This is a genomic window from Yoonia sp. BS5-3, from assembly GCF_038069655.2.
Classification (GTDB): domain Bacteria; phylum Pseudomonadota; class Alphaproteobacteria; order Rhodobacterales; family Rhodobacteraceae; genus Yoonia; species Yoonia phaeophyticola.
The window spans coordinates 2,278,381-2,295,736 of sequence record NZ_CP150951.2; the positions used below are offsets into that span (position 1 = coordinate 2,278,381).

A 17,356-nucleotide genomic window follows, 5' to 3' on the forward strand; every position below is an offset into this window, starting at 1 on the left:
TGCGCCCGGACGATGGTGATAGGCAATCTGCAATGGGTGATATCTGGGAGGGGCTTTTAGCGGGGTTTTGGCTACTGATCACGCTTGATGCTGACCTGCTGCAGATTACGCTGCGCTCGCTTCACGTGACACTTACTGCCGTCTTGATTGCCTCGCTCATCGGGTTGCCTTTTGGGGCGTGGCTGGCGGTCCAGCGGTTTCGACATAGGCGCGCGACAATAGCGGTGCTCAATGCACTGATGGGGCTGCCACCGGTTGTCGTTGGGCTGATTGTCTATCTTCTTTTGTCGCGTAGCGGCCCATTTGGCGTGTTGGGGCTGCTTTTTACCCCCACAGCGATGATCATCGCGCAGGTGATCATCATCACACCATTGATCGCATCCATAGCGCATCAGGCGATCCGGGATCTTTGGGCCGAGTATCATGACCTACTGCTGTCACTGTCCACGACCAAATGGCAGCGGATCAAAACATTGCTCTGGGATGGACGGCGGGCGCTGATCACGGCGTCGCTGGCCGGCTTTGGACGGGCCATTGGTGAGGTCGGTGCGATCATGATCGTTGGCGGAAACATCGATAACGCAACCCGGGTGCTGACCACGGCCATTGCATTGGAAACCGGCAAGGGGGATTTTGCGCTGGCCCTCGGGCTTGGGTTTGTGCTGATCGGGCTTGCGGTTGCGGTCAACCTGATGATCCACACGATCAGCAAAACAGAGCGAGAGGGCAAATGGTAGACGCGATCCTGCCCCTGAAAATGCAAGACGCCGTGGTCAAACGGCGGGGGAAGACGCTTTTGGGACCCGCCAGCCTGACAGTTGCGCAAACGGGTCTGACGATCATTTTGGGGCCAAACGGGTCCGGCAAAACAACGCTGCTGCGGGCCTTGCATGGGCTTGATCGGCTATCCGAGGGGCAGATCAACTGGCAAACATCTGTCCAAAAGGCGCAATTGGCCCAGGCCTTTGTTTTTCAGGCACCCATCATGATGCGGCGCAGCGTGCGTGAAAACCTCAGCTATCCGCTGCAACTGCGCGGGGTTGCGCAAGACCAAATCACAGCGGCTGTCGGCAACTGGGCGGCCCGGATCGGGTTGACCGCTGCGCTTGATCAGCCTGCACCACAACTGTCGGGTGGCGAAAAGCAAAAACTGGCGCTTGGGCGGGCATTGATCAGCGATCCGCAAATTCTGTTTCTGGACGAGCCTTGCGCCAACCTTGACGGGCGCGCCACCCGCGAGATTGAGGCGATCTTGCATCAGGTTCAAACCAAAGGCACCCGTATTCTCATGGCGACGCACGATATCGGGCAAGCGCGGCGGCTTGCGACGGATGTGGTGTTTTTGATGCATGGCAAAATCATTGAAACAGGCGATGCAGACAGCTTTTTCGCGCAGCCCACAACGGCAGAGGCAGCGGCGCTTTTGAACGGGGATATCGTCGAATGATCCGTTGGTTTGTCACCTTTTTGGCATTTTGGATCAGCAGCGCCAGTGCCGATCAATTGCGGCTTGCCGTAACAACGTCGTTCCAGAACTCAGGTCTGGCAGATGTGCTCTTGCCCGCGATCAAGGCTGACACGGGCCTGACCGTGCAATTGCTTGTCGTCGGAACAGGGCAGGCCATGCGATTGGGGGCGGCTGGGGATGTCGATGCGATCTTGGTTCATTCGCGCGCGGCCGAAGAGGCGTTTGTCGTGAACGGTCATGGCAGTCACCGGCGCGAGATTATGTATAACGACTTTGTTCTTGTAGGCCCCGCCGACGATCCAGCCAATATTGGTAATGCCGATACGGCGGCACAGGCCCTAAGGCGGATCGCCGAAACGCAGCGCGCTTTTGTCAGTCGGGGTGATCAAAGCGGTACGCATAACAAGGAACGCGCGTTATGGGCTGCTGCCGGGCTTGATCCTGTTGGCGACTGGTACCGGTCGGTTGGGGCTGGTATGGGCGCCGCGCTGAACACAGCATCGGGGCTCGACGCCTACATTCTAACGGACCGGGCGAGCTGGCTAAACTTTGGAAATCAAGCGGGGTTGCGCCTGCTCTTTTCGGGCGATCCGGCGCTGTTTAACCAATATGCCTTTATCCCTATCAGCCAGGAACAGCACCCGCATGTAAAAGCCGATCAGGCGCAGCGGCTCGAAGCGTGGCTCACATCGGTGCAGGCGCAGCGGCTGATCGATGGCTACCGGATCGGGCAAGAACAGCTTTTTACCTTTAACGCGGTGCGGGCGAATTAACCTGTTCTTCACCAGGGAACGAGATTTCCTGCTCGCAGGACAGGATTTAAGTCCGTGTTAAAGCAATTTGTCTAACAGTCCTGCAGATTTTCTGGAAAGGACAACAATGATACGGATGATTGCACTGGCCGCAGCGTTCTGCTGGGCGCAAATTGGAATGGCGGCCGAGGATCGCGGCAGCTCGGACGAAGCGGTGGCGATGGTCGTCGACGCGCTCTCGGTTTTTGAAGAAGGCGGGCGCGACGCATTGATCGCCGCGATTTCGGATCAAAGCAGCGACCGGTTCCGTGATCGCGATTTGTTCCCGATTATGTGGAACAGAGATGGTGTCATGTTGGCCCATGGGCGCAACAGCCCTGCTGTGGGGACCAATCGTTATGATGTGACGGATGTCAATGGCTTCTATCATACACGCGCGTTGATCGACGTGGCCATGAATGAAGGTGCCGGTTGGGTACCTTACCGGTTTGAAGACCCGATAAGCGGCCAGCCCGCCGATAAGGTGACATATGTGCTTGCGCTTGATGATCAGCTTTTGGTTGGCGTGGGTATCTACGCAGATCAGTAAGGCATTACTTCCCTCCTCAAGGTGTTTTGGCGGCATCGGTGCCGCCAAACGCGTTTAGACCGGGCCAGCCAATATGTATCCAAATACGGGCTGGCACCAATTTTCTAAATCGTTATAGTTTCTCCCAAACCAAGGGGAGGACATCATGAAAACGATCAAAGGTCCCGCGTTGTTTCTGGCGCAATTCGCCAGTGATGAGGCACCGTTCAACAGCTGGGATAGCATTACCAAATGGGCTGCAGATTGCGGCTATAAAGGCGTTCAGGTGCCAAGCTGGGATGCGCGCTTTATTGATTTGGAAAAGGCGGCATCGTCGAAAACCTATTGCGATGAATTCAAAGGACAGGCTGCAGCGAATGGGATCGCTGTGACTGAGCTTTCAACGCATTTGCAGGGCCAGCTTGTTGCCGTCAACCCGGCCTATGATACCGCTTTTGATGCCTTTGCGGCCCCCAAGGTGCAAGGCAATCCGGCAGCGCGTCAGACCTGGGCTGTTGAGCAGGTGAAACTGGCGATTTCGGCCTCACAAAACCTTGGTATCAATGCCATGGCGACATTCTCGGGCGCGTTGGCTTGGCCTTACATCTATCCGTGGCCGCAACGACCTGCCGGTCTGGTTGAGGCTGCTTTTGACGAACTTGCCGCGCGGTGGCGCCCGATCCTTGACCATGCTGAGGAAAATGGCGTTGATGTCTGCTATGAAATCCACCCAGGCGAAGACCTGCATGACGGCGTCACATTTGAGATGTTTCTGGACCGCCTGGACGGGCATGCGCGCTGCAATATGCTTTATGATCCGTCACACTACGTGCTGCAATGTCTGGATTACCTGGATAACATCGATATCTACAAAGATCGGATCAAGATGTTCCACGTCAAAGACGCCGAGTTCAACCCAACGGGACGGCAAGGTGTTTACGGTGGCTACCAATCCTGGGTCGACCGGGCGGGGCGCTTCCGCAGCCTTGGCGATGGGCAGGTTGATTTCGCCGTGATCTTTTCCAAGATGGCCGCCAATGATTTTGACGGCTGGGCCGTGGTCGAATGGGAATGTTGCCTGAAACACCCTGAAGACGGGGCGCGTGAAGGGGCGCAATTTGTCAAAGATCATATCATCCGGGTCACCGAACGGGCCTTTGACGACTTCGCGGGCGGCGAGGTAGACGACGCCACAAACCGCAAAATGTTGGGGATTTGAACCATGGGATATGACAGACCCATTCGGCTCGGCATGGTCGGCGGCGGGAATGATGCCTTTATCGGCGGGGTCCACCGGATCGCGGCACGCATTGACGGGCGGTTCAACTTGGTTGCGGGCGCGCTGTCGTCGACACCGGAAAAGGCGCAGGCCTCGGGGGCCGCATTGGGGCTTGATCCTGCACGGACCTATGATGATTTCAAAGCCATGGCCATCCGCGAGGCGCGCCTGAAAGACGGGATTGAGGCCGTGGCCATCGTCACCCCCAACCACGTACATTACGCCGCAGCGCGCGAGTTCCTGAAGCGGGGCATTCACGTGATTTGCGATAAGCCTCTGACCTCAACCATGGCAGATGCCAAAAAGCTGGTGAAAGCGGCAGAAGACAGTGACGCGCTTTTCGTGCTGACCCATAATTACACCGGCTATCCGATGATGCGTCAGGCGCGGCAGATGGTGGCCGATGGTGTGCTGGGCAATATCCGCGTTGTACAGGTTGAATACGCCCAGGATTGGCTGACACAGCATGAAGAGTTCAAACAGGCCGAATGGCGAACTGATCCCGCACGGTCCGGGGCCGGGGGGTCAACCGGGGATATCGGCACCCATGCCTTTAATCTGGCGGCGTTCGTCACGGGGCTAGAGCTGGAAAGCCTGTCTGCGGACCTGCAGGCTTTTGTCAGCGGGCGGCAGTTGGACGACAATGCGCATGTGATGCTGCGGTATGAAGGCGGCGCGCGTGGGATGTTGTGGTGCAGCCAGGTCGCCCCGGGCAATGAAAACGGGCTGCGGTTGCGGGTCTATGGCGACAAAGGCGGCATCGAATGGGCGCAGGAAAATCCCAATCAGCTATGGTTCACGCCTTACGGCGAGCCCAAACAGCTTTTGACGCGAGGCGGCAAAGGGGCAATGGACGTGGCTGAACGTGTGACACGCATTCCCGCCGGACATCCTGAGGGCTATCTGGAAGGCTTTGCGACAATCTACCGCGAAGCCGCAGATGCCATCACCGCGCATCGCAACGGCACAGCAGTATCTGAGGATGTGCTCTACCCGACCATCGAGGACGGGTTGAAAGGCATGCAATTTGTTGACGCCTGTGTGCGGTCGTCCAAGCGGGATGGGGCCTGGGTCAAGCTAGGTTAGGTTCTGTTTTGCCCCGTCCAATAACACTGCACTTTCATGATGAAACCATCGGGCGGTTTGCAGATGGTGGGTATGAAACACCGTGGTTTCACGTACGGCTGGCTTCGCTTGATCCGACCCACGCCGCACGGATGTTGAAGGTGACGGTCTACGAACGTGCCATGACCCCGTTTGAGGACGAACCTGAGGATGTTTACGATGCGCGGGCGGATGCTTTGCTCGCCGAACTTCAGCTGACAGAGGAGGACGCATTTATGTATTCAAACGCACTGCAGGTGACCTTTGACAACGGAAGCCGATACACGATCGGGCCCGCTTATCTTGAGGAAGATTTGCTCAGCTTTCGTGTCGGGGACGCAGTGACCTAGCGCCCCAAGTTTCGCGCAACCTGCTCAGATAGGGCCAGCAGTGCTGCGGCTTGCGCTGCGGCGACGCTTTGCAGGCTATTGTCAGTCATTTGTATCTCAATGTCGAAGGTCTGGCTTGTTCTGCGAAAATCGATGGCATCACCGCCGATAAAGTACTGACCGCTCAGTCGAAAGACGCTATCGGCGCCTGCGATGATTTTCTCGACGCGGATATCGACGGATACATCCGGCAATCCGATAAACGGCCAAGGTTCGGGGCCCACGTTGATATTCAAGATGTCTGATAGGGTGCGGGTCAGCACCAATGTCACTGCGCGTTCTGGGGAATCTGCCCAAAGCACGTCTTCGTTGATCTTGATTAGCCCGCTCTCAGCTTCGATCGCGATTTCTTCAACGGCGGCGTAGATCGGCAAAGATACTGTCCGGACCATCACGCTGCCGACAAGCGGGCGCAGCTCAAGCGCGGATGGCAAGGGGTTCACTGCCAAGCGATCCGCAAGCGGGGTGCAAGCGGTGAAGGCCGCAAACGCCAGAATAAGAAGTCGTTGCAGCATGTCTAACGTCCGATCAAAAGAGAATTGGGGTTGCGTTCAATCGTGCGGGAGAGGGAATAAACCGCATCCGCCGCCTCTTGAATATCGCGCAAAGTGGCAAGCGTTTCGGCACTGAAGCGGGACCGCTCACCATAGCTGGCAATCACCTCTTCGGTCAGCGCGACCAATCGGCTGGCCCGGGCCGAAAGTGCAGGTAGCGTGCTGACCGCGTCTTCAACGGCTTGTGCTGCCTCATTGGCCGACGCAAGAGCCGCGTTTACGTTTTCGATGGCGCCGCCCTGGCGGACTTCGACCAGAAATTGGCGCATTTCTTCCAATGCAGCGTTCAAACCGGCAGGCATGGCGGCTGTGTCTTCATTGCTGATAAAGGTATCGATTGCAGCCAGTGTTTCCGTGGCCGAGGCGACCAGGGCTTCGAATTCCAGACTATTGGCGCGGCGGGTCAATTCTTCGATCTGGATGGTGATCTCGGGCAGGTTTTCGGTAGCGCGTTGGATATTGGCTGCCGCCGCCGTGGCGCTTTCCAAAGCCGCGTCCAGATCGCCTACGACATCCAGCTCCGCGGCTTGCGTAACAATAGCATCCAGATCGCCAATGACGTTGCGCAGATCGCTTGGCACGGCAAGCAGATCCTCGTCGGTCAACAGCGCCCTGCTGTCTTCCAGCAATGCGACCAGGGAAGCAGGCGCGCTGCGCGTTGCCTCATCATTGGCCAGGCTTTCGATACTGTCCATCATGTTGATGGCCCCATCCATCAGCTCTTCGACGGGCAAGGCATTGATCCGGGACAGCACCCCTTCGGCGGTTGCCGCGACGTCCGAGATTTCAGAATCTGTTGTGGGTACAATCGGATAAATCCCGGCGCTACTGGTCAAAATAGCCGGTAGCGCATCTTCGATCTGGATCAGTTCCACCAGCAACGTGCCGGACAGGATATTGCCGGTAACCATGCGGGCACGCAGGCCGCGTTCAACAAAGTCCGACAATAGCTGTAATGCATCATCTGTCGTTGCTTCGGCGCCCATCCCAAGGCGCGATGGCTCGATCGCCAAAACAGCCTGAAGCCTGACTTCGGCGCTGATGCCTTCGCCCACGACAATCGCGTTCAGATCGCTGACTTCGCCAATACGGATACCTTGAAAACGCACCTCAGATCCGGGGGTCAGGCCGCTGACGGATTCTTCGAACAAGACAGCCACTTCCAGCACTTCGGCATTGGGATCGGTAAACAGGCTGTCACGGGCGGTGTCTTCATCAAAGAAAATATCAAAGATATGTCCATCTTGCACCGGCACGCCACCAGAGACGATTGTATCAAATTCGATGCCACCTTCGATGAGCGAGGCCAGCGAATTGACGTTCAACGCAACCCCGCCGGTCCCAAATGAGACACTGAAACCGGATGTATCCCAAAAGCGGGTACTGGTTGTGATCCGGCGATCAAACGGGGCTTCGATGAAGGCGTTGACCAGTACCTGTGTGCCGTCAAAGGACAGTTCAGGCTCTTCCAGATAGCCGACTTCGATCCCCTTATGCAGCACCGGGGCACCAGCGGAAACTGACCCGCCATCGTCCGTGCGCAGGACGATTTGAATGCCGCGTTGGCCAGCACGTGTCAGAACCGGTTCTTCAAGGCCGGTGAACTCTGTCTGGGCGACATCGGCCTGTGTATCCCAATTGCCCTCAATATAGACGCCCGACAACACGGTCTCGAGCCCGGAAATGCCGCGCACGGACACATCGGGGCGAACCACCCAGAACTGCGCGTCATCATCCAGATAGGGGGCGACGGTTTTGTCGATCCGGGCATGAACCAATACAACGGACAGACCGGCGTCAAATTCAACTGTTTCAACCTCGCCGACGGTGACGTCGCGATATTTGATCGTTGTCTCGCCTGCGGTGATACCAGATGCGTTTTCGAATGTGATCGTAATCAAGGACCCACGATCAAGGTAGCTTTGCCAAGCCGCCCAAAGCGAAACTGTCAGTGCAATGATCGGAACAAACCACACCAAAGACAACCGGCGCCAGAGGGGTTGTTTGATCGGGCGCACATCGAGCGGCGCTGCACCAGTTGGGGGGTGTCACTCATGGTTGATCCTGTCTGCATCCCAGATCAAACGGGCATCAAAGGCTTGGGCTGATAACATAGTAAAAATAACCGACATAGCAAAACTGACCGCCGCAATTCCGGGGTTAATCGTTGCAACGGTCTCGAGTTGCACGAGCGCTGATAGAATTGCAACGACAAACACATCAATCATTGACCACCTACCAATGAATTCAACAATTTCATAGGCCTTATGGCGGCCATGGCGGTTCTGCGCTGAGTGGCGCTGCACGCTGACGGCCAAATAGATGACGGCAATAAACTTGCCGATAGGGATCAGCACCGAGGCGACAAAAACGATGATCGCAATCCCGATAGAGCCATGTTCGACAAGATCGATCACACCGCCGATGATGGTGCTTTCGCTATGCTCAACCAGGGTGGATGTCAGCAGCATGGGATAAAGGTTCGCAGGCACATAGGCGATCATCCCGGCAATCATCCAGGCCCAAACCTTTTGCAGGCTGTCTGTATCGCGGCTTTGCAAACGGCCGTCACATCGCGTGCAATAGGCGGTGCCGCGCGCATGGACCTGCCCGCAACGCTGGCAGGCGACCAGCCCGGCCTCGCGGGCGGTCATCAAGCCTGAGACTGATCCAGAGCTTCCCAAATTGAATACCTGCAAATAAGTTGATCTTTCAGCACGGTGATGATTACCACGCCGGCAAAAGCCCAAAAGGCTGGGCCGATTGTGACCGCCGCAAGTCCGGCAACTTTGATCAGCGCAACCGTGACCCCGACAATGAATATTTCGGCCATGCTCCAGGGGCGCAGCCGTTCAGCAAGGGCAAAGGCCTGCCGGGCACCAGCGCGGGGCGGCTTTTCGCGCACTAGCGGACCCAGTGCATAAATTAGGGCGGACAGGCGGATTAGCGGGATGAACAGAATGAAAAACGCAACCGCAATCGCCAGCGGAAAGGCCAGCCCGTCTTTAAAGGCCAATATCGCATCAATCACCGATGTCGCGTTATGAAGCCCACCGGCATCAAGGCTTAGAAAGGGAAAGCTGACAGCGGCAATCATCATCACAAACGCAGTCAATGCCAAACTTAGCACACGGGCCACAGCGGCGGGTTGGGATGTCATCAGGACAATACCGCAACGCTGGCAATAGGCCCGGGCATTTTGAGGCAGGTCCTGCGCGCGATGAAGCGTGTCGCATTGCGGACAAGCGACCAGATCATCCAATGGCGGCAAGTTGACGGACACGCGCACTCCTGACTGCGATCATCGGGATCACCCCGGCGATACCGGGAAGGATATCGCGTCCACCTCAGATATGCCACGACCCATTGCCAGACAACGGCAGGCCTAAAAAATTGTGTGAAAACGACATACCGTCGCGTCCGGGGCAAAAGTCCTGCGAATCCGGCCGATTGCCAAGCACATCCCAAGTCTTTAAACCGCGCCAAACCGTCCATGCCGTGGGCATTTAGACCAAGGGCCGTGCTGTGCTGCATAAGATCATCCAAAGCCTTGCCAACGCGATGGCGCTTTTGGGCGGGCTGGTTTTGTGCGCCTTGGTGGTCATGGTGTCGATCAGCATTCTGGGGCGCGAAAGCAATAGCCTGGCGCATACGGGAATGTTCGGGGCGCTGGGCGAATGGGCCTTGGCGCGCGGGCTTGGGCCAATCAACGGCGATTTTGAACTGGTCGAAGCAGGCATGGCCTTTGCCATCTTCGCGTTTCTGCCGCTCACTCAACTATCGGGGGCGCATGCAACGGTTGATATTTTCACAAACAAAATGGGGCCAAAACCGACGCATGCGTTGAATTGTTTTTGGAGCATCGTCATGGCCATCGTCATCGTGCTGATCACATGGCGGCTAGGCCTGGGGATGCAAGACAAGATGCGCTACGGTGAGACGACCTACCTGATCCAGTTCCCGATCTGGTGGGCTTATGCGGCCAGCCTGATCGCTGCGATCTGTGCCAGTATCATCAGCCTTTACTGCGCGGCCATGCGCCTGACAGGTGCGCGCCGGATATGAGCGATCTTACCATTGGTTACCTGTCCTTCCCGGTGCTGCTCTTGCTGATTTTTCTGCGGGCGCCGATTGGGCTTGCGATGTTGCTTTGCGGAATTGGCGGGCTGTGGTTGGCAACGGATGGGACAACAGTGTTCATGGCGCGGCTCAAGTCCGAGGTATATTCGACTTTTTCCAACTATAACCTTTCGATCATTCCGATGTTTCTTCTGATGGGGCAATTCGCGACGCTGTCGGGCATGTCGCAGGCGCTGTTCCGGGCGGCGCAATCCTGGCTGGGGCATCGCAAGGGCGGGATGGCGATGGCGGCAGTGGGTGCATGCGCGGGGTTCGGGGCCATTTGCGGCTCGTCCCTGGCCACGGCGGCCACGATGAGCAGGGTAGCCCTGCCAGAACTGCGCAAATACGGGTATTCGGGCGGGTTTTCGACGGCGGCTCTTGCGGCGGGCGGCACACTTGGCATCTTGATCCCGCCCTCGGTGATCCTTGTGATCTATGCGATTTTGACGGAACAAAATATCGCCAAGCTGTTTTTGGCTGCGTTCCTTCCTGGGCTGCTTGCCGCGCTTGGCTATATGCTCACGATCGCACTCTATGTGCGGCTTTATCCTGATCAGGCCGGAACGCATGCGCGGGTGCCTTACGCCCAAAGGTTCAAGGCGCTTTTTGCGGTCTGGCCGGTCCTGCTTGTCTTTGCGCTGGTTGTGGGCGGGATTTACAATGGCTGGTTCACACCGACCGAAGGGGCAGCTGTCGGGGCGATGGGAACCGGGCTGATTGCACTATTCTCGGGCTCACTGAATTGGGCGATTTTCCGCGATAGCATCCGGCAAACGGCGACCGGGACGGGCATGATCTTTTTCATCGTGCTGGGGGCGGCCTTTTATAACGGGTTTTTGGCACTGACACAGGTGCCGCAGGAATTGTCGCTCTGGGTTACGGCGCAGGGTTTCAGCCCATGGATGGTCATGATCCTGATCTTGGCCTTTTACCTGATCCTGGGCTGCCTGATGGACAGCCTGTCGATGATCCTTTTGACGATCCCGATCTTCTGGCCGGTGGTCTCAACGCTGGATTTCGGCATGACAACCGAAGAAATCGCGATTTGGTTCGGTATCCTTGTGCTGATCGTGGTCGAGGTCGGGTTGATCACCCCGCCAGTAGGCATGAACCTTTTTATTATCAATAACATGGACAAAGACACGCCGATGACAGCCACCTATAAGGCGGTGCTGTTCTTCGTCGGGTCGGACATCCTGCGCGTGGTGATCCTGTTGCTTTTCCCAGTGATCACATTGGTCTTTATCTAAAGCACTTCGATTTAGGTCTTCACATCAGGGGCATCGCGGCCAGTGTGGGCTTTGATCTCAGCGATCTGCTCAGCCGCAGCAATCACAGCGGCCAATGCTGTCTCGGCGGGCATATCCAACTTGGCGGAGTCGGTTTCTAGCAGTTCCAGATAGACGCGCAATGTGGCGCCTTGCGTGCCGGTGCCGGACAGGCGGAAAACGACCCGGGCATCGCCCGCAAAACCGATACGGATGCCTTGCGCTGTCGTGTGGCTGTTTTCAACAGGGCAGGTATAGGCAAATTCATCCGCCATCTGCACGGTCAGGCCGGCAAAGCTTTGGCCCGGCAGGCCTGCCAATTGATCGCGCAATCCGTTCATCAAATCATTGGCTTTACCACTATCGACAGCTTCATAATCATGGCGCGAATAATAGTTGCGGCCATAGGTGGCCCAGTGATCAGCCATCAGCTCAGCGACCGACTTGCCCGTGGCGGCAATGATATTCAGCCACATCAAAACGGCCCATAAACCATCCTTTTCACGGACATGGCCCGAACCCGTGCCGGCGCTTTCTTCGCCGCACAGGCTGACTTTTCCTGCATCAAGCAAAGCGCCGAAAAACTTCCAACCGGTGGGGGTTTCAAAGCAGGCGATCTGCTTTGCCGCAGCAACGCGGTCGACGGCGGCAGAAGTGGGCATTGAACGGGCAACACCGGAAAGGCCCTCCCGATATCCGGGTGCCAGATGGGCATGGGCGGCGATCAGGGCCAGACTATCAGACGGGGTCACATAGGCGCCGCGGCCGACAATCATATTGCGGTCGCCATCGCCATCACTGGCCGCGCCAAAATCGGGCGCATCAGGACCGGTCATAACGCCCATCAACTCATGGGCCCAAATCGGGTTGGGGTCTGGATGGCCGCCGCCAAAATCGGGCAGGGGGGTGCCATTCACAACGGTGCCTTCAGGGGCGCCCAGACGGGTCTCAAGCACGGCCTTTGCATAAGGGCCGGTCACCGCATGCATCGCGTCAAAGCGCATCCGAAAGCCCGATTGAAACAGGCCTGCGATGGTATCAAAGTCAAAAAGGGTTTCCATCAGCGCGGCATAGTCAGAAACCGAATCCACAATGCGGATCTGGGTGTTGCCAAGCGCGGTGTCAGCCTGGGCAGTCAAATCAATGTCGGGGCTGTCCATCATAGCATAGGATGTGATGGATTTGGTCTGTGCCAAGATCGCATCGGTTAATGTCTCAGTCGCCGGGCCGCCATTGGACATATTGAATTTCAGGCCAAAATCTTCGTCCAGGCCGCCGGGATTATGGCTTGCGGATAGGATAAAGCCGCCATCAGCCTGCGTCTGACGGATCAAATGCGACGCGGCGGGGGTCGACAGAATACCATTTCGGCCAGTGATCACCTGGGCTGCGTCATTGGCGGCCAGCATCCGTAAGATGATCTGGATAGCTTCGGCGTTGAAAAAGCGGCCATCGCCACCCAGGACAAAGCGCTTGCCCGCAGCGCCGCCAATCGCATTGATGATGGATTGGACGTAGTTTTCAAGGAACTGCGGAGCCATGAAATCGCGGGTCTTGCGGCGCAGACCGGATGTGCCTGCCTTCTGGCCATCGATAGGCTGCGTTGTGATATGTTGGATCTTCATTGGGTCATCGGCCCCTTCAGGTTGCGGCAGTGCGTGGCTGCCCATCAAGTATGAAATCACAAGGAAGCGACAAATCGATGACGCGCTGCGCATTCGGGATATCGTTGCTTTCCGCGCGTCTGGTGGCGACGGCGCGCGAATGGTTCAGGCTCAGCCAGCGGTGGATGAGCCGGGCGCGCAGCTCGGGCATCGGCACGTCAAGCCGGGCAGTCACATCCCACAAGGCGGCCAGCTCAGACCATGGCGCGGCATCAAACATCAGGTAGTTGCCCTCAACGATGACAATCTGGGCGTCGGCGGGCACGGCAATAGCACCAGCGATTGCAATATCGCGGGTGCGGTCGAACTTGGGGGCAAAGACCTCTTCGCCTGTCTTCAGCGCTTTGATCAAACGGATAAAGCCGGGGGCATCAAAGGTCTCGGGGGCGCCTTTGCGTTGGGTCAGGCCACGGTCTTCAAGGATAGCATTGTCCAGATGGAACCCGTCCATGGGCACGACAATGGATTTACGGCGTTGGGCGTTCAGACGGCGGGCCAGCTCGCTTGCAAGGGTGGATTTTCCGCAGCCAGGGGCGCCGGTGATCGCAACCAATTGGCGCGCGCCATCGCCTTCAAGCAGATGCTCTGCCAGTATGTTGATATGCTGTGTTAAACTGCTCAAAATATAGACCTGCACACGTCTGGGTTTTACCCTGTTTTAGGCAAAGCTTACCGCGTCCTGCAGCGGTGTGCGACATGTTTTTAGGCGTTGATCAGCCGCTGGCGGATTTCTGTCATCGCAGGCCTGTCCGGCGTAGCCTTTCAAGGCAGTTTGCCCTAAGTTCAGGCAAGAAGATGAAGCAAAAAACGGCGCAATGTTGATGGAAATGGCCTTGCAGGTCTGGCGGGTGCTTCTGGCGGTCTACCGGGTCGCCGGGGAAAAGCACCTTGGGCTCATTGCGGCAGGTGTTGCATTTTTTGGAATATTCGGGATTTTCCCGGGTATCGCAGCCGTGATCGCGATTTTTGGGTTGGTGGCTGACCCGATTGTCATCGCCGAGCAATTAACCTTGATGGAAGGCATCATCCCCCCGGTGCATACCGTCTGCTTTCTGGCCAGATCAACGGCCTGGTCAACGCACCGAGCGAGGCGCTTGGCTGGGCCACGGTGGTGTCCATTACCTTGGCGCTCTGGTCCTGCCGGGCCGGGGTGGGGGCGTTGATCGGTGGGCTAAATGCGATTGCCGGGCAGCGCAAACGGAACGGGATTTGGCAAATTGCGGTGGCTTTCCTATTGACGATCGCGTTGGTCGCCTTGGCGATTGTGGCAGTCACGATGGTTGTCGTGCTGCCGATTGGCATCGCCTTCATCCCAATGGCGAACTCCACCGCTTGGCTGCTTGAGGGGGCACGCTGGCTGATTGCGCTGGGGGTATTGATGACCGGGCTTAGCCTGCTCTACCGCTTTGGACCTGCACGGGTCGGGGGGCGTGGGCGTTGGATCACCGTCGGGGCCTTTGTGGTCGTGATCATCTGGGTCGCGGCCTCGGCAGGGCTGTCATACTATCTGCAGAATTTCGCCAGTTACAACGAAGTTTATGGCTCTATCGGTGCCGTCATCGGGCTGCTGCTTTGGCTTTATGTCAGCGCCTATCTTATCTTGCTTGGGGCTGCGCTGAATGTTGAAATCCACGGTTGCGGGACCCCGCAGGCAGTCGAAGACACCACATTTATTGAATGATATCTCAGGTCACGGCGGCCTTTTGCATATAGGCCGGTGTATCCCACAGACGCCCATCCATCACTTCGGCAATCACGGCAACGGCGCGATCGATATCGGCGGCATCGATGAACAGTGGGGTGATACCAAAACGCATGATGTCGGGGGCGCGAAAATCCCCCACGACATCGCGGGCAATGCAGGCCTGCATGGCGGCATACCCGTTTTCAAAGTGGAATGACACCTGACTGCCGCGCTGCGCAGGATCGCGCGGGCTGGCAAGGGTCAGCATCGGGCAGGTGGCCTCAACCCCTTTGATAAAGCGCTCGGATAGGGCGATTGATGCCGCGCGCAGCGCCTGCATATTAACCTGATCCCAGATCACCATAGCGGCATCAAGGGCGGCCATTTGCAACACGGGCGGCGTCCCAACGCGCATACGTTCAATCGCGGGCCCAGGGCGATAATCCAGATCAAAGGCAAAGGGGGCCTCATGCCCTAACCATCCCGACAACGCGGGCTGGCAACCCGCCACATGACGGGGCGCGACATAGATAAACGCAGGCGCGCCGGGGCCGGCGTTGAGGTATTTATAGGTGCAGCCCACCGCAAAATCGGCCTGACACCCGGCCACATCCACAGGCAGGGCTCCGGCGGTATGGGCCAGATCCCAAACGATCACGGCACCAACGCCATGTGCGGCGGCAGTCAGCGCGGCCATATCGTGCAGACGCCCGGTGCGATAATCCACTTGGGTCAACATCAGCACCGCGACTTCATCAGTCAGATTTGCGGCGACATCTTCCGGGGCCACCACGCGCAGTTCAAAGCCGCGATCAAGCGATTTGATCAGCCCTTCCGCCATATAGATGTCAGAGGGAAAATTGCCGCTATCGGTCAGGATCACACGGCGATCGGGCATCAGATCAACTGCGGCAGCAAGCGCCTGATAGACCTTGATCGACAAGGTATCGCCCAAGACCACATGGCCCGGCTCCGCCCCGATCAGACGGCCAACGCGGTCGCCCAAAGCTGTGGGCTGGGCCATCCAACCGGCCTTGTTCCAACCGGTAATCAGCTTTTCGCCCCACTCATCCGTAACACATTGGGCAACGCGGGCGGCCGTGGTTTTGGGCAAAGGACCCAAAGAGTTGCCGTCCAGATAGATCATGCCTTCAGGTAGATGAAACAGGGCCTTGGTGGCCGCGAAATCTGTCATTAAACCTGACCACCAGAGATCTGGATCGTCTGCCCATTCACACTGCGCGCTCCCTCCGAGCACAGCCACATGGCCGCCGTCGTCGTCTCATCCACCTCCAACAAGCGTTGGTGGCGATTACCCTTGGCGATGGCGGCAATCGCGCCTTCTTCATCAACGCCAAAGCGCTTCATCAGTCCGGGGATCTGGTTTTGGACAATGGCGGTGTCCACATAGCCAGGACAGAGCGCGTTAAAGGTGATCGGGCGGCGCATGAATTCCTCGGACAACCCACGGATCAAGCCGATGACACCGTGTTTGGTGACGGTATATGGAATCGCATTCTTCAGCCCACGCACGCCCGCGATTGAGCTGACCACAATCATCCGGGCGGGATCATCCGGGGCAAGGGTGGCCATGGCCGCCTGAAATGTTAGGAACACACCATCGAGATTGGTGGTCATGGTCTTGCGCCAAGCAGCAAGGCTGGTTTTCTCAAACGGGCCACCTTCGGCGATGCCCGCATTGGCCACGCAAATTTGCACCGGACCCCGGGCCGCAGCGGCAGCGGCGATGCCATCGCGGACAGAGGCCTCATCATCCACATCCATGACCACGGCATGCAGGCGGTCGTGGGTGGCCGCAACGGCCTCCAGCTTATTAGCACGGCGACCCGTGATCGTAACCTCAGCCCCGGCCTGCGCCAAGGCCACGGCGATGCCTTCGCCAATCCCCGTTCCGCCGCCAGTGACCAGCGCGTGTTTACCTGCATGTTCCATGATTTTGCTCCTTTTGGGGGCATGCTAACGGCCACAGCAGCGTGGACAAGCGCAAAGCTGCAGGGCACAAAGCCTGGCATGAAGTGGATCGACATCCCCCCGGTTTGGCTTGGGCTGGCCCTTGTGTTCACGTGGTGGACGGGCATCTTGCAACCCAGCGCGCTACGCATGGACCTGCCCATTTTGGATTTGCTGGGCGGGCTTCTTGTGGGCGGTGGGCTGGTTTTGATGGGGTTGGCTTTTGTTGAGATGCGCAAACAACGCACGACCGTCATTCCCCATATGGAGGCCAGCCATCTGGTCACCACCGGCATCTTCGCACGCACGCGCAACCCGATCTATCTGGGCGACGCGCTGGTGCTGGCGGGGTTGGCCTTGCGGTGGGATGCGCCACTCGCGCTGGTTCTTGTGCCGGTTTTCATGTTCACGATCACGCAACGCTTCATCATCCCCGAAGAGGCGCGACTGCGGCGGGCGTTTCGCGCGGATTTTGCCCGCTATTGCCAAAATACACGCCGCTGGATGTGACTGTTAGCGTATGACAATGGGAT

The 17,356-nt window shown here is 57.6% G+C and carries 19 protein-coding genes; 11 read left to right on the forward strand and 8 right to left on the reverse strand.

The features are described 5' to 3' along the window. Nucleotides 1-32: 32 nt before the first annotated feature. From AABB29_RS11495 to AABB29_RS11525, 7 genes are all read left to right on the forward strand, one after another. Nucleotides 33-737 (forward strand): ABC transporter permease, encoded by a 705-nt coding sequence (locus AABB29_RS11495; RefSeq protein ID WP_341366774.1) that lies wholly within the window; start codon nt 33-35, stop codon nt 735-737. Further along, nucleotides 731-1,447 (forward strand): ATP-binding cassette domain-containing protein, encoded by a 717-nt coding sequence (locus AABB29_RS11500; RefSeq protein WP_341366773.1) that lies wholly within the window; start codon nt 731-733, stop codon nt 1,445-1,447. The genes AABB29_RS11495 and AABB29_RS11500 overlap by 7 nt, the downstream gene beginning before the upstream one ends. Beyond that, nucleotides 1,444-2,241, forward strand: a complete 798-nt coding sequence (locus tag AABB29_RS11505) for a substrate-binding domain-containing protein (RefSeq protein ID WP_341366772.1) — start codon at nt 1,444-1,446, stop codon at nt 2,239-2,241. The genes AABB29_RS11500 and AABB29_RS11505 overlap by 4 nt, the downstream gene beginning before the upstream one ends. Before the next feature lie 106 nt (nt 2,242-2,347). Further along, nucleotides 2,348-2,809 carry a cache domain-containing protein gene (locus AABB29_RS11510; RefSeq protein WP_341366771.1) on the forward strand — a complete coding sequence of 154 codons (462 nt, stop codon included), beginning with the start codon at nt 2,348-2,350 and terminating at the stop codon, nt 2,807-2,809. Nucleotides 2,810-2,954: 145 nt separating this feature from the next. Further along, on the forward strand, nt 2,955-4,007 hold the full coding sequence (locus AABB29_RS11515) for a sugar phosphate isomerase/epimerase (RefSeq protein WP_341366770.1): 1,053 nt from the start codon (nt 2,955-2,957) through the stop codon (nt 4,005-4,007). 3 nt (nt 4,008-4,010) lie between these two features. Next, entirely contained in the window at nt 4,011-5,153 is a 1,143-nt protein-coding gene (locus AABB29_RS11520; protein WP_373636511.1) for a Gfo/Idh/MocA family protein, read from the forward strand. Nucleotides 5,154-5,161: 8 nt separating this feature from the next. Next, nucleotides 5,162-5,521 (forward strand): hypothetical protein, encoded by a 360-nt coding sequence (locus AABB29_RS11525; protein WP_341366769.1) that lies wholly within the window; start codon nt 5,162-5,164, stop codon nt 5,519-5,521. Here AABB29_RS11525 and AABB29_RS11530 read toward each other — a convergent pair. The 4 genes from AABB29_RS11530 to AABB29_RS11545 form a co-directional block, all read right to left on the reverse strand. After that, nucleotides 5,518-6,075 carry an ABC-type transport auxiliary lipoprotein family protein gene (locus AABB29_RS11530; protein WP_341366768.1) on the reverse strand — a complete coding sequence of 186 codons (558 nt, stop codon included), beginning with the start codon at nt 6,073-6,075 and terminating at the stop codon, nt 5,518-5,520. The two genes, AABB29_RS11525 and AABB29_RS11530, sit on opposite strands and share 4 nt — an antisense overlap. Nucleotides 6,076-6,077: 2 nt before the next feature. Continuing rightward, complete coding sequence (locus AABB29_RS11535; protein WP_341366767.1) at nt 6,078-8,090, reverse strand: MlaD family protein; 2,013 nt, start codon at nt 8,088-8,090, stop codon at nt 6,078-6,080. A 72-nt stretch (nt 8,091-8,162) separates the two neighbouring features. Beyond that, entirely contained in the window at nt 8,163-8,768 is a 606-nt protein-coding gene (locus AABB29_RS11540; RefSeq protein ID WP_341366766.1) for a paraquat-inducible protein A, read from the reverse strand. Beyond that, entirely contained in the window at nt 8,768-9,397 is a 630-nt protein-coding gene (locus AABB29_RS11545) for a paraquat-inducible protein A (RefSeq protein ID WP_341366765.1), read from the reverse strand. Before AABB29_RS11545 ends, AABB29_RS11540 begins: the two co-directional genes overlap by 1 nt. A gap of 242 nt (nt 9,398-9,639) precedes the next feature. Here AABB29_RS11545 and AABB29_RS11550 point away from each other — a divergent pair, with 242 nt between their 5' ends. Both AABB29_RS11550 and AABB29_RS11555 read left to right on the forward strand, forming a co-directional pair. Then, a complete protein-coding gene (locus AABB29_RS11550; RefSeq protein WP_341366764.1) occupies nt 9,640-10,179 on the forward strand; it encodes a TRAP transporter small permease in 540 nt (179 codons plus the stop codon). After that, nucleotides 10,176-11,486 (forward strand): TRAP transporter large permease, encoded by a 1,311-nt coding sequence (locus AABB29_RS11555; protein WP_341366763.1) that lies wholly within the window; start codon nt 10,176-10,178, stop codon nt 11,484-11,486. The genes AABB29_RS11550 and AABB29_RS11555 overlap by 4 nt, the downstream gene beginning before the upstream one ends. A gap of 11 nt (nt 11,487-11,497) precedes the next feature. Here the strand turns inward: AABB29_RS11555 and AABB29_RS11560 are convergent, their stop codons facing one another. Both AABB29_RS11560 and AABB29_RS11565 read right to left on the reverse strand, forming a co-directional pair. Further along, nucleotides 11,498-13,129, reverse strand: a complete 1,632-nt coding sequence (locus AABB29_RS11560) for an alpha-D-glucose phosphate-specific phosphoglucomutase (protein WP_341366762.1) — start codon at nt 13,127-13,129, stop codon at nt 11,498-11,500. A 16-nt stretch (nt 13,130-13,145) separates the two neighbouring features. Continuing rightward, nucleotides 13,146-13,790, reverse strand: coding sequence for an NB-ARC domain-containing protein (locus tag AABB29_RS11565; protein ID WP_341366761.1), 645 nt, complete (start codon nt 13,788-13,790; stop codon nt 13,146-13,148). 447 nt (nt 13,791-14,237) lie between these two features. Between AABB29_RS11565 and AABB29_RS11570 the strand changes: the two genes are divergently transcribed. Beyond that, nucleotides 14,238-14,849: a YihY/virulence factor BrkB family protein gene (locus AABB29_RS11570; RefSeq protein ID WP_373636916.1), complete on the forward strand. Its 612-nt coding sequence runs from the start codon at nt 14,238-14,240 to the stop codon at nt 14,847-14,849. Between the two features lie 4 nt (nt 14,850-14,853). Here the strand turns inward: AABB29_RS11570 and kynU are convergent, their stop codons facing one another. Together kynU and AABB29_RS11580 are read right to left on the reverse strand one after the other, a co-directional pair. Further along, nucleotides 14,854-16,047 carry a kynureninase gene (kynU, locus tag AABB29_RS11575; protein WP_341366759.1) on the reverse strand — a complete coding sequence of 398 codons (1,194 nt, stop codon included), beginning with the start codon at nt 16,045-16,047 and terminating at the stop codon, nt 14,854-14,856. Continuing rightward, the gene (locus AABB29_RS11580; RefSeq protein ID WP_341366758.1) at nt 16,047-16,805 is read right to left on the reverse strand and encodes an SDR family oxidoreductase; all 759 of its coding nucleotides are present in this window, start codon (nt 16,803-16,805) and stop codon (nt 16,047-16,049) included. The genes kynU and AABB29_RS11580 overlap by 1 nt, the downstream gene beginning before the upstream one ends. A gap of 78 nt (nt 16,806-16,883) precedes the next feature. On the opposite strand from AABB29_RS11580, the gene AABB29_RS11585 reads away from it, so the two are divergent. Next, entirely contained in the window at nt 16,884-17,333 is a 450-nt protein-coding gene (locus AABB29_RS11585; RefSeq protein WP_341366757.1) for an isoprenylcysteine carboxylmethyltransferase family protein, read from the forward strand. The last annotated feature ends 23 nt before the right edge of the window (nt 17,334-17,356 follow it).

Excerpts from the sequence above, each read along its gene's own strand:
- AABB29_RS11500 (WP_341366773.1), top strand. The coding sequence starts at position 731 with ATGGTAGACGCGATCCTGCCCCTGAAAATGCAAGACGCCGTGGTCAAA.
- AABB29_RS11580 (WP_341366758.1), bottom strand. The coding sequence starts at position 16,805 with ATGGAACATGCAGGTAAACACGCGCTGGTCACTGGCGGCGGAACGGGG.
- AABB29_RS11505 (WP_341366772.1), top strand. The coding sequence starts at position 1,444 with ATGATCCGTTGGTTTGTCACCTTTTTGGCATTTTGGATCAGCAGCGCC.
- AABB29_RS11555 (WP_341366763.1), top strand. The coding sequence starts at position 10,176 with ATGAGCGATCTTACCATTGGTTACCTGTCCTTCCCGGTGCTGCTCTTG.
- AABB29_RS11585 (WP_341366757.1), top strand. The coding sequence starts at position 16,884 with ATGAAGTGGATCGACATCCCCCCGGTTTGGCTTGGGCTGGCCCTTGTG.
- AABB29_RS11530 (WP_341366768.1), bottom strand. The coding sequence starts at position 6,075 with ATGCTGCAACGACTTCTTATTCTGGCGTTTGCGGCCTTCACCGCTTGC.
- AABB29_RS11560 (WP_341366762.1), bottom strand. The coding sequence starts at position 13,129 with ATGAAGATCCAACATATCACAACGCAGCCTATCGATGGCCAGAAGGCA.
- AABB29_RS11540 (WP_341366766.1), bottom strand. The coding sequence starts at position 8,768 with ATGACCGCCCGCGAGGCCGGGCTGGTCGCCTGCCAGCGTTGCGGGCAG.
- AABB29_RS11510 (WP_341366771.1), top strand. The coding sequence starts at position 2,348 with ATGATACGGATGATTGCACTGGCCGCAGCGTTCTGCTGGGCGCAAATT.
- kynU (WP_341366759.1), bottom strand. The coding sequence starts at position 16,047 with ATGACAGATTTCGCGGCCACCAAGGCCCTGTTTCATCTACCTGAAGGC.
- AABB29_RS11495 (WP_341366774.1), top strand. The coding sequence starts at position 33 with ATGGGTGATATCTGGGAGGGGCTTTTAGCGGGGTTTTGGCTACTGATC.
- AABB29_RS11520 (WP_373636511.1), top strand. The coding sequence starts at position 4,011 with ATGGGATATGACAGACCCATTCGGCTCGGCATGGTCGGCGGCGGGAAT.
- AABB29_RS11515 (WP_341366770.1), top strand. The coding sequence starts at position 2,955 with ATGAAAACGATCAAAGGTCCCGCGTTGTTTCTGGCGCAATTCGCCAGT.